This window comes from Pseudomonas frederiksbergensis (assembly GCF_017114915.1).
GTDB lineage: Bacteria > Pseudomonadota > Gammaproteobacteria > Pseudomonadales > Pseudomonadaceae > Aquipseudomonas > Aquipseudomonas frederiksbergensis_I.
This window is the reverse complement of record NZ_JAAUOE010000019.1, coordinates 16,139-30,105: the sequence shown is the minus strand read 5'-3', so window position 1 is coordinate 30,105 and position 13,967 is coordinate 16,139. Positions and strand designations below refer to the sequence as shown.

At 61.0% G+C, this 13,967-nt stretch carries 9 protein-coding genes; 1 reads left to right on the top strand and 8 read right to left on the bottom strand.

All coding sequences use genetic code 11. The features are described 5' to 3' along the window. Nucleotides 1–37: 37 nt before the first annotated feature. The 7 genes from HCU66_RS15205 to HCU66_RS15175 all read right to left on the bottom strand — a co-directional run bounded on the left by HCU66_RS15205 (nucleotide 38) and on the right by HCU66_RS15175 (nucleotide 7,519). Entirely contained in the window at nucleotides 38–1,678 is a 1,641-nt protein-coding gene (locus HCU66_RS15205; RefSeq protein WP_205889254.1) for a BatD family protein, read from the bottom strand. Further along, nucleotides 1,675–3,411, bottom strand: a complete 1,737-nt coding sequence (locus HCU66_RS15200; protein ID WP_205889253.1) for a tetratricopeptide repeat protein — start codon at nucleotides 3,409–3,411, stop codon at nucleotides 1,675–1,677. The genes HCU66_RS15205 and HCU66_RS15200 overlap by 4 nt, the downstream gene beginning before the upstream one ends. Further along, nucleotides 3,408–4,502, bottom strand: a complete 1,095-nt coding sequence (locus HCU66_RS15195; protein ID WP_205889252.1) for a vWA domain-containing protein — start codon at nucleotides 4,500–4,502, stop codon at nucleotides 3,408–3,410. The genes HCU66_RS15200 and HCU66_RS15195 overlap by 4 nt, the downstream gene beginning before the upstream one ends. Beyond that, a complete protein-coding gene (locus tag HCU66_RS15190) occupies nucleotides 4,495–4,989 on the bottom strand; it encodes a DUF4381 domain-containing protein (RefSeq protein ID WP_205889251.1) in 495 nt (164 codons plus the stop codon). Before HCU66_RS15190 ends, HCU66_RS15195 begins: the two co-directional genes overlap by 8 nt. Continuing rightward, nucleotides 4,986–5,930, bottom strand: coding sequence for a DUF58 domain-containing protein (locus HCU66_RS15185; RefSeq protein WP_205889250.1), 945 nt, complete (start codon nucleotides 5,928–5,930; stop codon nucleotides 4,986–4,988). The genes HCU66_RS15190 and HCU66_RS15185 overlap by 4 nt, the downstream gene beginning before the upstream one ends. Before the next feature lie 5 nt (nucleotides 5,931–5,935). Next, on the bottom strand, nucleotides 5,936–6,895 hold the full coding sequence (locus tag HCU66_RS15180; protein ID WP_205889249.1) for an AAA family ATPase: 960 nt from the start codon (nucleotides 6,893–6,895) through the stop codon (nucleotides 5,936–5,938). Between the two features lie 270 nt (nucleotides 6,896–7,165). Beyond that, on the bottom strand, nucleotides 7,166–7,519 hold the full coding sequence (locus tag HCU66_RS15175) for a hypothetical protein (protein WP_205889248.1): 354 nt from the start codon (nucleotides 7,517–7,519) through the stop codon (nucleotides 7,166–7,168). Between the two features lie 514 nt (nucleotides 7,520–8,033). Between HCU66_RS15175 and HCU66_RS15170 the strand changes: the two genes are divergently transcribed. Further along, nucleotides 8,034–12,941 carry an NAD-glutamate dehydrogenase gene (locus tag HCU66_RS15170; protein ID WP_205889247.1) on the top strand — a complete coding sequence of 1,636 codons (4,908 nt, stop codon included), beginning with the start codon at nucleotides 8,034–8,036 and terminating at the stop codon, nucleotides 12,939–12,941. 95 nt (nucleotides 12,942–13,036) lie between these two features. Here HCU66_RS15170 and HCU66_RS15165 read toward each other — a convergent pair whose 3' ends face one another. Continuing rightward, on the bottom strand, nucleotides 13,037–13,600 hold the full coding sequence (locus HCU66_RS15165; protein ID WP_205889246.1) for a helix-turn-helix transcriptional regulator: 564 nt from the start codon (nucleotides 13,598–13,600) through the stop codon (nucleotides 13,037–13,039). Nucleotides 13,601–13,967 lie beyond the last annotated feature (367 nt).

Below are 13,967 nucleotides of genomic sequence, written 5' to 3'. Positions count from 1 at the left end.
CTCGCCACAGAAAGCCCCTTCATCCCATTGAACGGGGTTATTTGGGATAAAGCGGCGGCAACCCGCTGTCGCCGACCACGCCTTGAACCCCTTCGGCGGTCGGAATCGCCCGAATCGCGCGCCAGAGATCTTCGCCCTGCCAGTACTGCCCGGTTTCGCTGTAGAGCGCGCCGTTCAGGCCGTCGAGGGCATCGGACAGCGGCACGAAGCGGGCGGCCATGTCGGCCAGGGTTTCCGGTTGTTGCCGGGCCCAGGCATCGAGGGCCTGGCGGGTGGCATGGGAGTCGTTGGCCTGGCAGGTGCGTTTGAGGTCGTCGAGCAGGGTGCGTGGGCTCGGGCCGGTCTGCGCCACCCGCAGGATCGCCGGTTGCGAGCGGGCGCGCCACCAGAGGCCGAAACCCAGCAGGGTGGTGCAGGCCAGCATCGCGGTGCTGAGTTTCCACCACCAGAGGGCTTCGCGGGTGGCGCCGGACATTCCCTGGGGGCTGCCCGTCGGGGTGTCGACGATCAGGCTTGGATTACTCGCCACTTGCAGCGTGCGGGCCGGCAGGCTGCTGTGTTCCAGGTGATCCTCGAAGGTGTTCCACCAGACCACGTCGACGCTCGGCAACTCAATGGCGCCGGTGCGGGTCGGCACCAGGGCTTCACGGTCCTCGCGACTGCCGATCAAGCCGCGATCGCTGCTCTGGTTACCCAGCACCGGTTGATCCGGGTAGCGCCGCAGGCCGTTGATCTCGGTGGCGGGCAACGGTGGCAGTTGGGAACTGGCGAGGCCTTCAGCGCTCAAGGTCAGGCTGCGGGTCAGCGAGTCGCCAATCTGCGCATGATCCGGCTCCGGGCTCCAGCTTTCACTCAGGCTTAGGCTGCGGGCCGGTAGCCAGGGAACATCGGCTGGATAACTGCCGGGTTTGGCCTTGACCGTCAGCGGGATCTCGGCGGAACTGACCCGCATCAGCTTACCCGGCTTTGGCCCTTGGGACGTTGCGTCCTGGGACTGCTGGGTATCGACCGGTGTGGCACTGAACACCTGCGCCGGAATGGTCAACACACCGCTGTGCTGCGGGTAGATCGCGTAGCGCATTTCGATCACGCCATGACGCAGGCCGTTGATGGCTTTCTCGTAGGTGCGCGACTCGCCCAGTTGTTCGATGCGTGCATCGGGAATCTGCAACGGGGTCAGGCTGCTGTCGTCGAACAGCGACACGGAATGGTAAATGCGTAAGGTCAGGACCGCCTGAGCCTGTACATAGACGCTGTTCTGGTCGAGGCTGGCATCGATGAACACCGGTGCCAGGGTGTTGCTGTTGTCCTGGGTTTCGCTTTCGATCACCTGCACGGTTATCGGTTGGCTCTGCGCCTCGCCCAGTTGCAGCGACGGAATCACCACGCTGCCGTTCTGCCGGGGCAGCAGGGTGATGATCCAGCGGGTGGTCGCTTGAGCATTGCCATTGAGGGTGTTCAGTTGGTTGACCTGACGGGTGCCGCGCACTTCGAACAGCGGCTCCAACGCAGTCAGGTCGGGTTTGCCGAACTGTGTCGCGTCGCTGGATTCCAGGGTCAGTTCGACCGTCTCCCCGGAATTCAGGTGACTGCGATCGACACTGGCGACCAGCGCCGCAGCCTGGGCTTGAGCGGTGCAGAAAAACAGTGTCAGCAAGAGGGCGGTGAAGCGGGTCATCGAGTTTTTCCCTGATCCTGATGTTGTTGCTGTTCGTACCAGAATTTGCGCCTGAGCAGTTCACCGGGGTCATCCGGGATTTTGCGCAGCCATTGCTCCAGTGCCTGCAGCTGTTCGCCTTCGAGGCTGTCGCTGGCCGGGCGTCGCGGTGGCGTGGTGCTTTGTTCATCCCCCAACTCGCTGCCCGGGACTTCATTGGCGCCCGGTTGCGGCGGTGCCGTAGGCGACTGCTCGGCGTCTGGCGTGGGCTGTCGGGCGTCGGCTTTCGGCTCGCCATCGCTCGGTTGGGTGGCGCTGCCCGGTGGCGGCTCCTGGGGCATGGTTTCGCTTTCGCCCTCGGCGGTTTTGTCCGGCTCGGCGGGCGGCGTTGCGCTTTTCTGCTTGAGCAGGCTTTCCACCAACGCCTTGTTGGTCAGTGCCGGGCGCAGATCCGGCTGCCGTTCCAGGGCTTGGTCATAAGCATCCAGCGCCGCTTCCAGTTCACCGCTTTTGGCCAGGGCGTTTCCCCGATTGTAGTGGGCGTGGGCGTCGTTGCCTTGGGCAAACCGCTGGGCGGCGCCACTGTAGTCGCCGGCTTCATAGAGCGCCACGCCTTGCCATTGCGGATCTTCGAAATGCTGCACGGCCTCGGCCGGGCGCTTTTGATGGAGCAAGTGCAGGCCCTGCTGGTCGGGCCGCAGCCACAAGTCTTCGAAATCGAAGGCATGGCTCGGTTGCGGCAACAGAAACAGCAGCGGCAGGCAGAACAGCCAGCCGCGGCGTGCGGCGCAGGCGGCCAGTAATAACAGCGGCAGCAGCAGCCAGTAACCCTGATCGGCCCAGGTGTCGAGGCGCAATGTCTGGCCGTCGTTGCGCAAGTCCCGCGGGCTATCGAACAGGCCGAGACCACGCAGGTCGGCATCGTCCAGGCGTGCCTGGCGATAACGTCCGCCCACGCCGTTGGCAAAGGCTTTCAGGCTGGGGCCGTCCAGATGCGGCACCAGAATCGCACCCTGATCGTCCTTGAGGAAACTGCCGTCGTCCTGGGCGACTGGCGCACCTTCGGCGGTGCCGATTCCGAGCATCAGAAACGGTGTGGACTTGTCGCCCAGCACCTGACGAATCCCTTGGCGTTCCTGTTCCGTCAGCGATGAACCGATCAGCAGGATCCGACCCTGGCCCAAGGCGCCCTGATCCAGCAGCGCCAGGGCCTTGGCCACCGCCAGATCGGCGCGATGACCAGCCTGGGGCATCAGCGACGGCTTGAGTGCGTCCAGCAGGTTGCGGCTGGTGGACAGGTCATCCGACAACGGCACCAGCGTGTGGGCGCTGCCGGCGTAGACGACGATGGCGGTCTGCGCGTCGCTGCGGTTTTGCAGCAGGTCGAACAGTTTGCGCCGGGCCTGTTCCAGTCGATTCGGCGCAACGTCGGTGGCGAGCATTTCCGGGGTCAGCTCAAGCAACACCACCAGCGGATCGGCGGGTTTCTGCCCGGTTTGTTCAACCCGCTGCCAGCTCGGCCCCAGCAGGGCCAGCACGGTCAGCACCCAGGCCAGGCCCAGGGCGACCCATGGCAGTCTGCTCTCGCGACCGCTGCCACCACTGAGCAACGCGGCATGGAACGCCGGCGGCAGAATCATTTGCCAACGGCCGGCGCGTTTTTGCCGGTGCCAGAGTTGCCAGAGCAACCAGCCCAGTAACGGCAGCAATAACAGCCACCAGGGGCGGAACCAGTACGGCCAGAGAGCAATCATCGGCGCCTCCGCAGACGCAGGCGTTTGAGCCGCTGACGCCATTCGGGCAGTTGCGTATGCAGAAACCGTTCTTTGGTAAACAGCTTCTTGGTCAATAGACGTTGCAATGGGTTATCCGGCCAGCGCTCACGGATCACCAACAGCATGCTCAACAGCAGCGCCATCGCCAGCGGCCAGTGATACAACGCTTGGGCCGGGCGGGCCTGCGTAGGTTGCTGGGTCACCGGCTCGAGTTTGTCGAGGGCGCTCTTGATCGCCTGTAGCTCCTGGCCGTCGTGGGCACGGAAGTACTGGCCACCGGTGGCTTCGGCGATGGCTTTCAAGGCCGGTTCGTCGAGGTCCAGGCTTGGGTTGATCCCCAGCAAACCCAGGGTGCCGCTTTGTTCCGGATCGGCGCCGATACCGATCGGGTAGATTTTCACCCCTTCATTGGCGGCCAGGCGTGCGGCGGTCAGCGGATCGATTTCGCCACCGTTGTTGGCGCCGTCGGTGACCAGAATCAGCACGCGGCTTTGTGCCGGACGCTGGCGCAGGCGTTTGAGGGCCAGGCCGATGGCATCGCCAATCGCGGTGTTCTTGCCGGCGATGCCGATCCGCGCTTCGTCGAGCCACACCCGCACGGTGTGCCGGTCGAAGGTCAGTGGCGCTTGCAGATAGGCCTGGCTGCCGAACAGGATCAATCCGACCCGGTCGCCGTCGCGACTTTCGAGAAAGTCACCGAGCAAATGCTGCACCAGTGACAGGCGACTGACGTCTTCGTCCTGCCACTGCATGTCGGGGAAGTCCATCGAGCCGGACACGTCCACCGCCACCAGCAAATCGCGGCCACTGGCGGCAATCGGCAGCGGTTCGCCGAGCCATTGCGGGCGCGCCGCGGCGATCAGCAGCAACAGCCACAGCAGAATGAACGGGGCTTGCTGGCGCCAGGTCGGCAGGTTGGCTCGGGCGCGGCGGCGGGCGAGGCCTTCGAGGTCGCTGAGGAAACTGACTTTGAGCGCCGGTTCGCCACTGTCGGCCACCGGCAGCAGCGCCCGCATCAGCCAGGGCAGCGGCAGCAGGGCGAAGATCCACGGCCAGGCGAACTCAAACATGTTTGCGAATCCAGGTGTCGACGGCTTGGGTCAGGCCGGCGATGGCCTTGTCGTCGAGTTTGCATTCGGGTTTGTAGGCGCCTTCGACCAGCACCATCCAGCGCGTGAGGCCGGCGGCCGGGCAGCGGTTGTCGAGGAACGCCAGCCATTTGCGGCCGTTAAGGGTATGGCTCTGGCTGTAGGGGTAATGGGTGCGGCACAAGCGCTTGAGCAACCCGTTGAGTTGCTGCAGCCAGGCGCCGGCGGGGGCGCCGTCGTAGGGTTTGGGCATCAGGGCGAGTTCGGCCAGGGCGGCTAGACGCACCGGGTCCAGCGGTTGTTCGGCGCGCACGATCGGGCGTTTGTCCGGAATGAAACGCCGCAACTGCCACAGGCCGAAACCGATCAGCGGCAGTAATATCAGCAACAGCCACCAGCCCGGCGCCGGCGGCCAGAAGCCGATCGGTGGCGGGGAAATCAGCGGTTGCAGTTGATCGAGGCTGCTCATCGAGCTTTACCCGGGCGTTGTGGGTTCAGGTATTCGCGCAATTGCTCAACCATTTCGCTTTGGGTGCTCAACGGCATCAGCAATACCCGCAGCTTCTGCGCCAGCAGCTCCCAGCGGTCGATGCGCGCTTCCGCTTGGGCGCGATAGGCCTGGCGCAAGTCGAAATTCAAGGTGTCGAGTTCCAGTTGCGCACCGCGTTCGGCAAAACGAAGCAGGCCGGCGGCGGGCAGGGCGTGATCCAGCGGATCGGACACCGGCAGCAGTAACAGGTCGCAATGGCGTGACAACAGGCTCAGTTGCTGCTCGGCACTGTCGGACAAGGCGCGTTCGTCGCAGATCACGATCACCAGGCTGCCGGGACGCAACACTTCCCGAGCGCGGCGCAGGGCAATGCCGAAGGCGTCGCGGTCCGGCTCGCGGTCGGTGTGCAGCGACTGATTGACCCGCACCAGCCGGTTGAGCAATTGCAGCAGGCTCTGCTTACTGCGTCGTGGCTTGATTTCGTAGTGTTCGTTGTCGCCGAACACCAGCCCGCCGACCCGGTCATTATGCCCCAGCGCGGCCCAGCCAATCAGGCTCGCGGCCTGCGCGGCGACCACCGACTTGAACATCAGCCCGGAGCCGAAAAACAGCCGCCGGCTCTGTTCGACCATGATGAAAATCGGCCGCTCGCGTTCCTCATGGAACAGCTTGGTGTGCGGTTCCTGGGTCCGGGCGGTGACGCGCCAGTCGATGCTGCGCACGTCATCGCCGGCCTGATACACCCGCACCTGATCGAAATCCACGCCGCGCCCGCGCAGTTTGGAGTGGTGCAGGCCGATCAGCGGGCTGCGCTGGCTCGGTGTGGAAAACAGCTGCACTTCGCGCACGCGATGGCGCATCTCGATCAGCTCGGCGAGGCTGATTCGGATGCCCGGCTCGGGCGGCAGGAGGGCGTTCATCGGGGTCAAGCGACGGCTACAACGTCGAGAATCCGCTGGACCACCCGGTCCTGGTCGATGCCAGCGGCTTCGGCTTCAAAGGAAAGAATGATGCGGTGGCGCAGCACGTCGAACAGTACCGCCTGAATGTCTTCCGGGCTGACGAAGTCGCGACCGGCCAGCCAGGCGTGGGCCCGGGCGCAACGGTCCAGGGCGATGGAGCCGCGCGGACTGGCGCCGTAGGCGATCCATTCGGCCATTTCCGGGTCGAACCTGGCCGGGATGCGCGTGGCCATGACCAGTTGCACCAGGTATTCCTCCACGGCGTCGGCCATGTATAAACCGAGGATTTCCTTGCGCGCGGCGAAGATCGCCTGCTGGCTGACCCGGCGTTCGGGCTTGGTTTCGCCGTGCAGCGCTTCGCCACGGGCCTGTTGCAGGATCCGCCGTTCGACGGTGGCGTCAGGGAAGCCGATTTTCACGTGCATGAGGAACCGGTCGAGCTGGGCTTCGGGCAACGGGTAGGTGCCTTCCTGCTCGATGGGGTTTTGCGTGGCCATGACCAGGAACAGCGGCGACAGCTCGTAGGTGCTGCGTCCGACGCTGACCTGGCGTTCGCCCATGGCCTCGAGCAGGGCCGACTGGACCTTGGCCGGGGCACGGTTGATTTCGTCCGCCAGCACCAGATTGTGGAAGATCGGGCCTTGCTGGAACACGAAGCTGCCGGTTTCCGGGCGATAGATTTCCGTGCCGGTGATGTCGGCTGGTAGCAGGTCGGGGGTGAACTGGATGCGATGGAACTGTGCTTCGATACCTTCGGCGAGTTCTTTGATGGCCTTGGTCTTGGCCAGCCCCGGAGCGCCCTCGACCAGCATGTGACCGTCGGCGAGCAGGGCGATGAGCAAGCGCTCGATGAGTTTTTCCTGGCCGAGAATCTGCGTTGAAAGAAAGGTTCGCAGCGCGAGCAGCGCTTCACGATGTTCCATCGATGACTGTTCCTGGAAAGGGTGACCGAAGACGTTCGAGTAACGCCAAGGCTGGGGGCGTTACTTTAATCCATCGCGGGGGGCGGCGACTAACGGCATTTTGTAGAAATGTGCGGATTAGCGCTCGTTCCCACGCTCTGCGTGGGAATGCATCACCGGACGCTCTGCGTCCTGCTTTGAAATCGTGACGCAGAGCGTCACAGGCTGCATTCCCACGCAGAGCGTGGGAACGATCACCTCAAAACCGCGAGGGCGCCCGTTCAACCACCATCAGATTTCGCTGATGTAAGTACCAATTCCCTTGAGGATGTTCTGCAAGGTTTCTTCCACCTCGGCCAGATCGCTGGCATCGGTACTGTGCAGGATTTCCAGCGAATCATTGCCATTCAGCGCATCGGCGTCCACGGCGGCGATTTCGATCAGCAGGCGGTCGGGGCCGAGGGTGACTTTCACGCCATCCAGGGCCGAAGGTTTGTCGTGGAAGATGATTTCCAGCTCGTCCTCGTCCGGAAAACGGCTCATCAGGAACAGTTCGCCGTCGGCACCGGTGCAGCAAAGCATGGCCAGCTTGTCTTCTTCTTCATCGCACGGGTTGACGATCAAGAGGTCGGTTGTCATTTGCATGGAAAAATCCTGGCTCGGCGAGCGTGGTGAACGTAATAAGGGGTGATTCTGCCAGCCCCCGGGAATTTCTGCTCGGCTGAGTGTCAGAGGATGTGTCGTGAACATCCGATGCGTTCCGAGTCATTTCTGGTACGCAGGTGCCGTAAATCCGGGCATAAACCCCCCATTTTCCTGCGCGACTGCTAGTGTTGTTCGAGGCACATGCCGCCAGTTACGTGCCGATGACCGAATATGTCGCAGCGCTGCAAGCACGGCCCTTGCCGCACTCGTTAAGCTGCGCAACGGATGAGCACCCGTAAAGGCATTGACGATGGCTGCGATGGTAGCCCCGACAGTCGGTTTTGCAGATGCCCATTCATGGAAGGTGAATGTGACCTGAGTGTCTCGTCCAGCTTCACCCAACTGTCGTCCTGTTTCCTCTGCCCGAGAATCAGGAACAGGGTGACGGATTGCCCCGAAAGGGGTTTTGCACGCGACGCTTCCATCAATAACAAGCCCAAGCGGAGTACCACAGATGGCGTTCTTCACCGCAGCCAGCAAAGCCGACTTCCAGCACCAACTGCAAGCGGCACTGGCGCAGCACATCAGTGAACAGGCACTGCCACAAGTGGCGCTGTTCGCTGAACAATTCTTCGGCATTATTTCCCTCGACGAGCTGACCCAGCGTCGGTTGTCCGACCTCGCCGGCTGCACCCTTTCTGCGTGGCGCCTGCTTGAGCGCTTCGATCACGCGCATCCGCAAGTGCGCGTCTACAACCCCGATTACGAACGCCACGGCTGGCAGTCGACCCACACCGCGGTCGAAGTGCTGCACCACGATCTGCCGTTCCTGGTGGACTCGGTGCGTACCGAGCTGAACCGTCGCGGTTACAGCATCCATACCCTGCAAACCACCGTGCTGAGCGTGCGTCGCGGCAGCAAGGACGAGTTGCTGGAAATCCTGCCCAAGGGCACCCAGGGCGAAGGCATTCTGCAAGAATCGCTGATGTACCTGGAAATCGACCGTTGCGCCAACACGGCCGAATTGAATGTCCTGACCAAAGAGCTGGAGCAGGTTCTCGGTGAAGTCCGCGTCGCGGTCGCCGATTTCGAACCGATGAAAGCCAAGGTCCAGGAGATGATCGAAGGCATCGATAAGAGCCAGTTCATCGTCGACGCCGACGAAAAATCCGAAATCAAGAGCTTCCTGGAATGGTTGGTGGACAACCACTTCACCTTCCTGGGCTACGAAGAGTTCCAGGTTGGCGAGGATCAGAAAGGCGGTTACATCGAATATGACCAGGACTCGTTCCTGGGCCTGACCCGACTGCTGCGCGCCGGCCTGACCGTCGATGACCTGCGCATCGAAGACTATGCCGTGAACTACCTGCGCGAACCGACGCCGCTGTCGTTTGCCAAGGCGGCACACCCAAGCCGTGTCCACCGTCCGGCGTACCCGGACTACGTGTCGATCCGCCAGATCGATGCCAATGGCAACGTCATCAAGGAATGCCGCTTCATGGGCCTGTACACCTCGTCGGTGTATGGCGAAAGCGTGCGGGTCATTCCTTACATCCGCCGCAAGGTCGAGGTGATCGAAAAGCGTTCGGGCTTCCAGGCCAAGGCTCACTTGGGCAAGGAACTGGCCCAGGTCCTTGAAGTGCTGCCGCGCGACGATCTGTTCCAGACCCCGGTGGACGAGCTGTTCACCACCGTGATGTCGATCGTGCAGATTCAGGAACGCAACAAGATCCGCGTGTTCCTGCGCAAAGACCCTTACGGCCGTTTCTGCTACTGCCTGGCTTACGTGCCGCGCGACATCTACTCCACCGAAGTGCGTCAGAAGATCCAGCAAGTGCTGATGGATCGCCTGAAAGCGTCCGACTGCGAGTTCTGGACCTTCTTCTCTGAGTCCGTGCTGGCCCGTGTGCAGCTGATTCTGCGGGTCGACCCGAAGAACCGTCTGGACATCGATCCGGTTCTGCTGGAAAAAGAAGTGGTGCAGGCCTGCCGCAGCTGGCAGGACGACTACGCGAGTCTGGTCATCGAGAGCTTCGGCGAAGCCCAGGGCACCAATGTGCTGGCCGACTTCCCGAAAGGCTTCCCGGCCGGTTACCGCGAGCGTTTCGCCGCCCACTCGGCAGTGGTCGACATGCAGCACCTGCTGAGCCTGAGCGAAAAAAATCCGCTGGTGATGAGCTTCTACCAGCCGTTGACCCAGGCCGGCAAACAACAGCTGCACTGCAAGCTGTATCACGCCGACACCCCGCTGGCGTTGTCCGACGTCTTGCCGATCCTGGAAAACCTCGGCCTGCGCGTATTGGGTGAATTCCCGTATCGCCTGCGCCACAACAGCGGCCGCGAATTCTGGATCCACGACTTCGCATTCACCGCCGCCGAAGGCCTGGAACTCGACATCCAGCAACTCAACGACACCTTGCAGGACGCCTTCGTCCACATCGTGCGTGGCGATGCCGAGAACGATGCCTTCAACCGTCTGGTGCTGACCGCCGGCCTGCCATGGCGCGACGTGGCGCTGCTGCGTGCCTACGCCCGTTACATGAAGCAGATCCGTCTGGGCTTCGACCTGGGTTACATCGCCAGCACCCTGAACAACCACACCGACATCGCTCGCGAGTTGACCCGGTTGTTCAAGACCCGTTTCTACCTGGCGCGCAAGCTGGGCAGTGACGATCTGGAAGACAAGCAACAACGTCTGGAACACGCGATTCTGAGCGCTCTGGACGATGTCCAGGTGTTGAACGAAGACCGCATCCTGCGTCGTTACCTGGACCTGATCAAAGCGACCCTGCGCACCAACTTCTACCAGACCGATGCGCACGGTCAGAACAAGTCCTACTTCAGCTTCAAGTTCAACCCGCACCAGATTCCAGAGCTGCCGAAGCCGGTTCCGAAGTTCGAAATCTTCGTTTACTCGCCGCGCGTCGAAGGCGTGCACCTGCGCTTCGGCAATGTGGCTCGCGGCGGTCTGCGCTGGTCCGACCGTGAAGAAGACTTCCGCACCGAAGTCCTGGGCCTGGTAAAAGCCCAACAAGTGAAGAACTCGGTCATCGTGCCCGTGGGTGCGAAGGGCGGCTTCCTGCCGCGTCGCCTGCCACTGGGCGGCAGCCGTGACGAGATCGCGGCCGAGGGTATCGCCTGCTACCGCATCTTCATCTCGGGCCTGTTGGACATCACCGACAACCTCAAGGACGGCGTGCTGGTACCGCCGGCCAACGTCGTGCGTCATGACGACGATGACCCGTACCTGGTAGTGGCGGCGGACAAGGGCACTGCGACCTTCTCCGACATCGCCAACGGCATCGCCATCGACTACGGCTTCTGGCTCGGCGACGCCTTCGCCTCGGGTGGTTCGGCCGGTTACGACCACAAGAAAATGGGCATCACCGCCAAAGGCGCGTGGGTCGGCGTTCAACGCCACTTCCGCGAGCGCGGCATCAATGTTCAGGAAGACAGCATCACCGTGGTGGGCGTCGGCGACATGGCCGGTGACGTGTTCGGTAACGGCTTGCTGATGTCCGACAAGCTGCAACTGGTCGCTGCATTCAACCACCTGCACATCTTCATCGACCCGAACCCGGAACCTGCCAGCAGTTTCGCCGAGCGTCAGCGCCTGTTCGACCTGCCGCGTTCGGCCTGGTCGGATTACGACACCAGCATCATGTCCGAAGGCGGCGGGATTTTCTCCCGTAGCGCGAAAAGCATCGCGATTTCTCCGCAGATGCAAGAGCGCTTCGACATTCAGGCCGACAAGCTGACCCCGACCGAGCTGCTCAATGCCTTGCTCAAGGCACCGGTGGACCTGTTGTGGAACGGCGGTATCGGTACGTACGTCAAGGCCAGCAGCGAAAGCCACGCCGATGTCGGCGACAAGGCCAACGATGCACTGCGCGTGAACGGCAACGAACTGCGCTGCAAAGTCGTGGGCGAGGGCGGTAACCTGGGCATGACCCAACTGGGTCGCGTCGAATTCGGAATCAATGGTGGCGGTTCCAACACCGACTTCATCGACAACGCCGGTGGCGTGGACTGCTCCGACCACGAAGTGAACATCAAGATCTTGCTCAACGAAGTCGTGCACGCCGGTGACATGACCGACAAGCAACGTAACCTGTTGCTGGCGAGCATGACCGACGAAGTCGGTGGTCTGGTGTTGGGTAACAACTACAAGCAGACTCAGGCACTGTCGCTGGCGGCCCGTCGTGCCTTGCCACGGATCGCTGAATACAAGCGCCTGATGAACGATCTGGAAGCCCGTGGCAAGCTGGATCGCGCCATCGAGTTCCTGCCGTCGGAAGACGCGATCAACGAGCGCGTCGCGGCAGGCCATGGCCTGACCCGTGCCGAGCTGTCGGTGCTGATCTCCTACAGCAAGATCGACCTCAAGGAGCAGTTGCTCAACTCCCTGGTGCCGGACGACGACTATCTGACCCGCGACATGGAAACCGCTTTCCCGCCGACGCTGGTCAGCAAGTTCTCTGCCGCCATGCGCCGTCACCGTCTGAAGCGCGAAATCGTCAGCACCCAGATCGCCAACGATCTGGTGAACCACATGGGCATCACCTTCGTTCAACGACTCAAAGAGTCCACCGGCATGAGCCCGGCGAACGTGGCCGGTGCGTATGTGATCGTGCGTGACATTTTCCACCTCCCGCACTGGTTCCGTCAGATCGAGTCCCTGGACTACCTGGTCTCCGCTGATGTGCAACTGGAGCTGATGGACGAGCTGATGCGTCTGGGCCGTCGCGCCACGCGCTGGTTCCTGCGTGCCCGCCGCAACGAGCAGAACGCCGCCCGTGACGTCGCGCATTTCGGTCCGCACCTGAAGGAGTTGGGCCTCAAGCTTGACGAACTGCTCAGTGGCGAGATCCGCGAAACCTGGCAGGCTCGTTATCAGGCGTACGTCGAAGCCGGTGTGCCGGAGTTGCTGGCACGCATGGTGGCTGGCACCACGCACCTGTACACCCTGCTGCCGATCATCGAAGCCTCCGACGTGACCGGCCAGGACCCAGCAGATGTGGCCAAGGCCTACTTCGCCGTGGGCAGTGCGCTGGACATCACCTGGTACCTGCAACAGATCAGTGCCTTGCCGGTTGAAAACAACTGGCAGGCCCTGGCCCGTGAAGCGTTCCGCGATGACGTCGACTGGCAACAACGTGCGATCACCATCTCGGTCCTGCAACAGGGCGACGGCACCCAGGACGTGGAAACACGCCTGGAGCTGTGGATGGAGCAGCACGAAGGCATGATCGAACGCTGGCGCGCCATGCTGGTGGAAATCCGTGCCGCCAGCGGCACTGACTACGCCATGTACGCGGTGGCCAACCGCGAACTGCTGGATGTGGCGTTGAGTGGTCAAGCGGTGGTGCCTGCCGCTGCAACTACCAGCACTGCGGGCGCCGAGCTGGAGCCGGCCGCCTGATCGAGCGCTGAATGAAAAAGCCCCGTCTTGAGAGAGACGGGGCTTTTTTTTTGATTCCTTATCGATTGTACGAGCGACCTGAAGTTCGTGCGTATTCAGCTGATTTTTATTGATTGTAATGAGTTGATGTTGTTGAGCAGCATGTTGCGTGAGAAAACATTTCTTTGCACGCCAAAGATAAAGTCATACTCAGAAGATTCTTTCTTTGCTTTCTGTCTGGTCGACTTCATTACGTATTGTTTGAGTTTTAGCGGTGTTTCATTATAGGTCTTACTGAAGCTTCGAGAGAAATGCGGCAGGGAGGAAAAACCGCAGGCGTAGCTGATATCGGTTAATGACCATTCCGGGGCCAGATGAATAAACGCCTTTGCCAGCGCCAGTCGGACTCTCCATATCCACTTTATCGGTGTTACGTCGTAAAACAGGTTGAACATTCGACAAATATCAAATCGGGTTTTACCACAGATTTTTTCCAGGTCGTCCAAGGTAATCTCCTCTGAAATATTCTCTACGATGTAGGTTATCACTGTGACAATGCACAGCGCTTTTTCTGTATGTGCATGTTTGCCATGGGTCTCAAAATGACGTTTATACAGGTCGTCCTTTATTTTTTGTGTAAAGAGGGTCTTTTCAGCATTCGAGATTTTAAGATCCCACATACAGACTCCGTTCTGCAGCGCTCAATTGGCGAAGGTTTTTTATTGTTGGGATAGGCTTTTGACTCACTCATGAATAGGCAATTGCTATGCCAGATTTTTAGCGGCTTCAAATAGCTGTTTGTTAAGTGTTTTTTATGCGTTTCTCGATTTAGGGAAAGTGAAATCCCATTTTTGAAAAGTTTTTTCGCAGGCTGTTATCTTGCGTCCCATTATTGGGATTGCTGATTTTTGTGCGGTTTGCCCATAGACATCAGCTCATAAGGAATGCACGTTTTTCTGTCGTTCCGAAAATGAGATGCCCCGTCACTGACATCAAGTAGTTCACGTGCTGTTTGTATTTTTTTATTGCTTAACTATCAAATAGTTG

Excerpts from the sequence above, each read along its gene's own strand:
- HCU66_RS15180 (WP_205889249.1), bottom strand. The coding sequence starts at position 6,895 with ATGGAACATCGTGAAGCGCTGCTCGCGCTGCGAACCTTTCTTTCAACG.
- HCU66_RS15195 (WP_205889252.1), bottom strand. The coding sequence starts at position 4,502 with ATGTTTGAGTTCGCCTGGCCGTGGATCTTCGCCCTGCTGCCGCTGCCC.
- HCU66_RS15175 (WP_205889248.1), bottom strand. The coding sequence starts at position 7,519 with ATGCAAATGACAACCGACCTCTTGATCGTCAACCCGTGCGATGAAGAA.
- HCU66_RS15200 (WP_205889253.1), bottom strand. The coding sequence starts at position 3,411 with ATGATTGCTCTCTGGCCGTACTGGTTCCGCCCCTGGTGGCTGTTATTG.
- HCU66_RS15170 (WP_205889247.1), top strand. The coding sequence starts at position 8,034 with ATGGCGTTCTTCACCGCAGCCAGCAAAGCCGACTTCCAGCACCAACTG.
- HCU66_RS15165 (WP_205889246.1), bottom strand. The coding sequence starts at position 13,600 with ATGTGGGATCTTAAAATCTCGAATGCTGAAAAGACCCTCTTTACACAA.
- HCU66_RS15185 (WP_205889250.1), bottom strand. The coding sequence starts at position 5,930 with ATGAACGCCCTCCTGCCGCCCGAGCCGGGCATCCGAATCAGCCTCGCC.
- HCU66_RS15190 (WP_205889251.1), bottom strand. The coding sequence starts at position 4,989 with ATGAGCAGCCTCGATCAACTGCAACCGCTGATTTCCCCGCCACCGATC.
- HCU66_RS15205 (WP_205889254.1), bottom strand. The coding sequence starts at position 1,678 with ATGACCCGCTTCACCGCCCTCTTGCTGACACTGTTTTTCTGCACCGCT.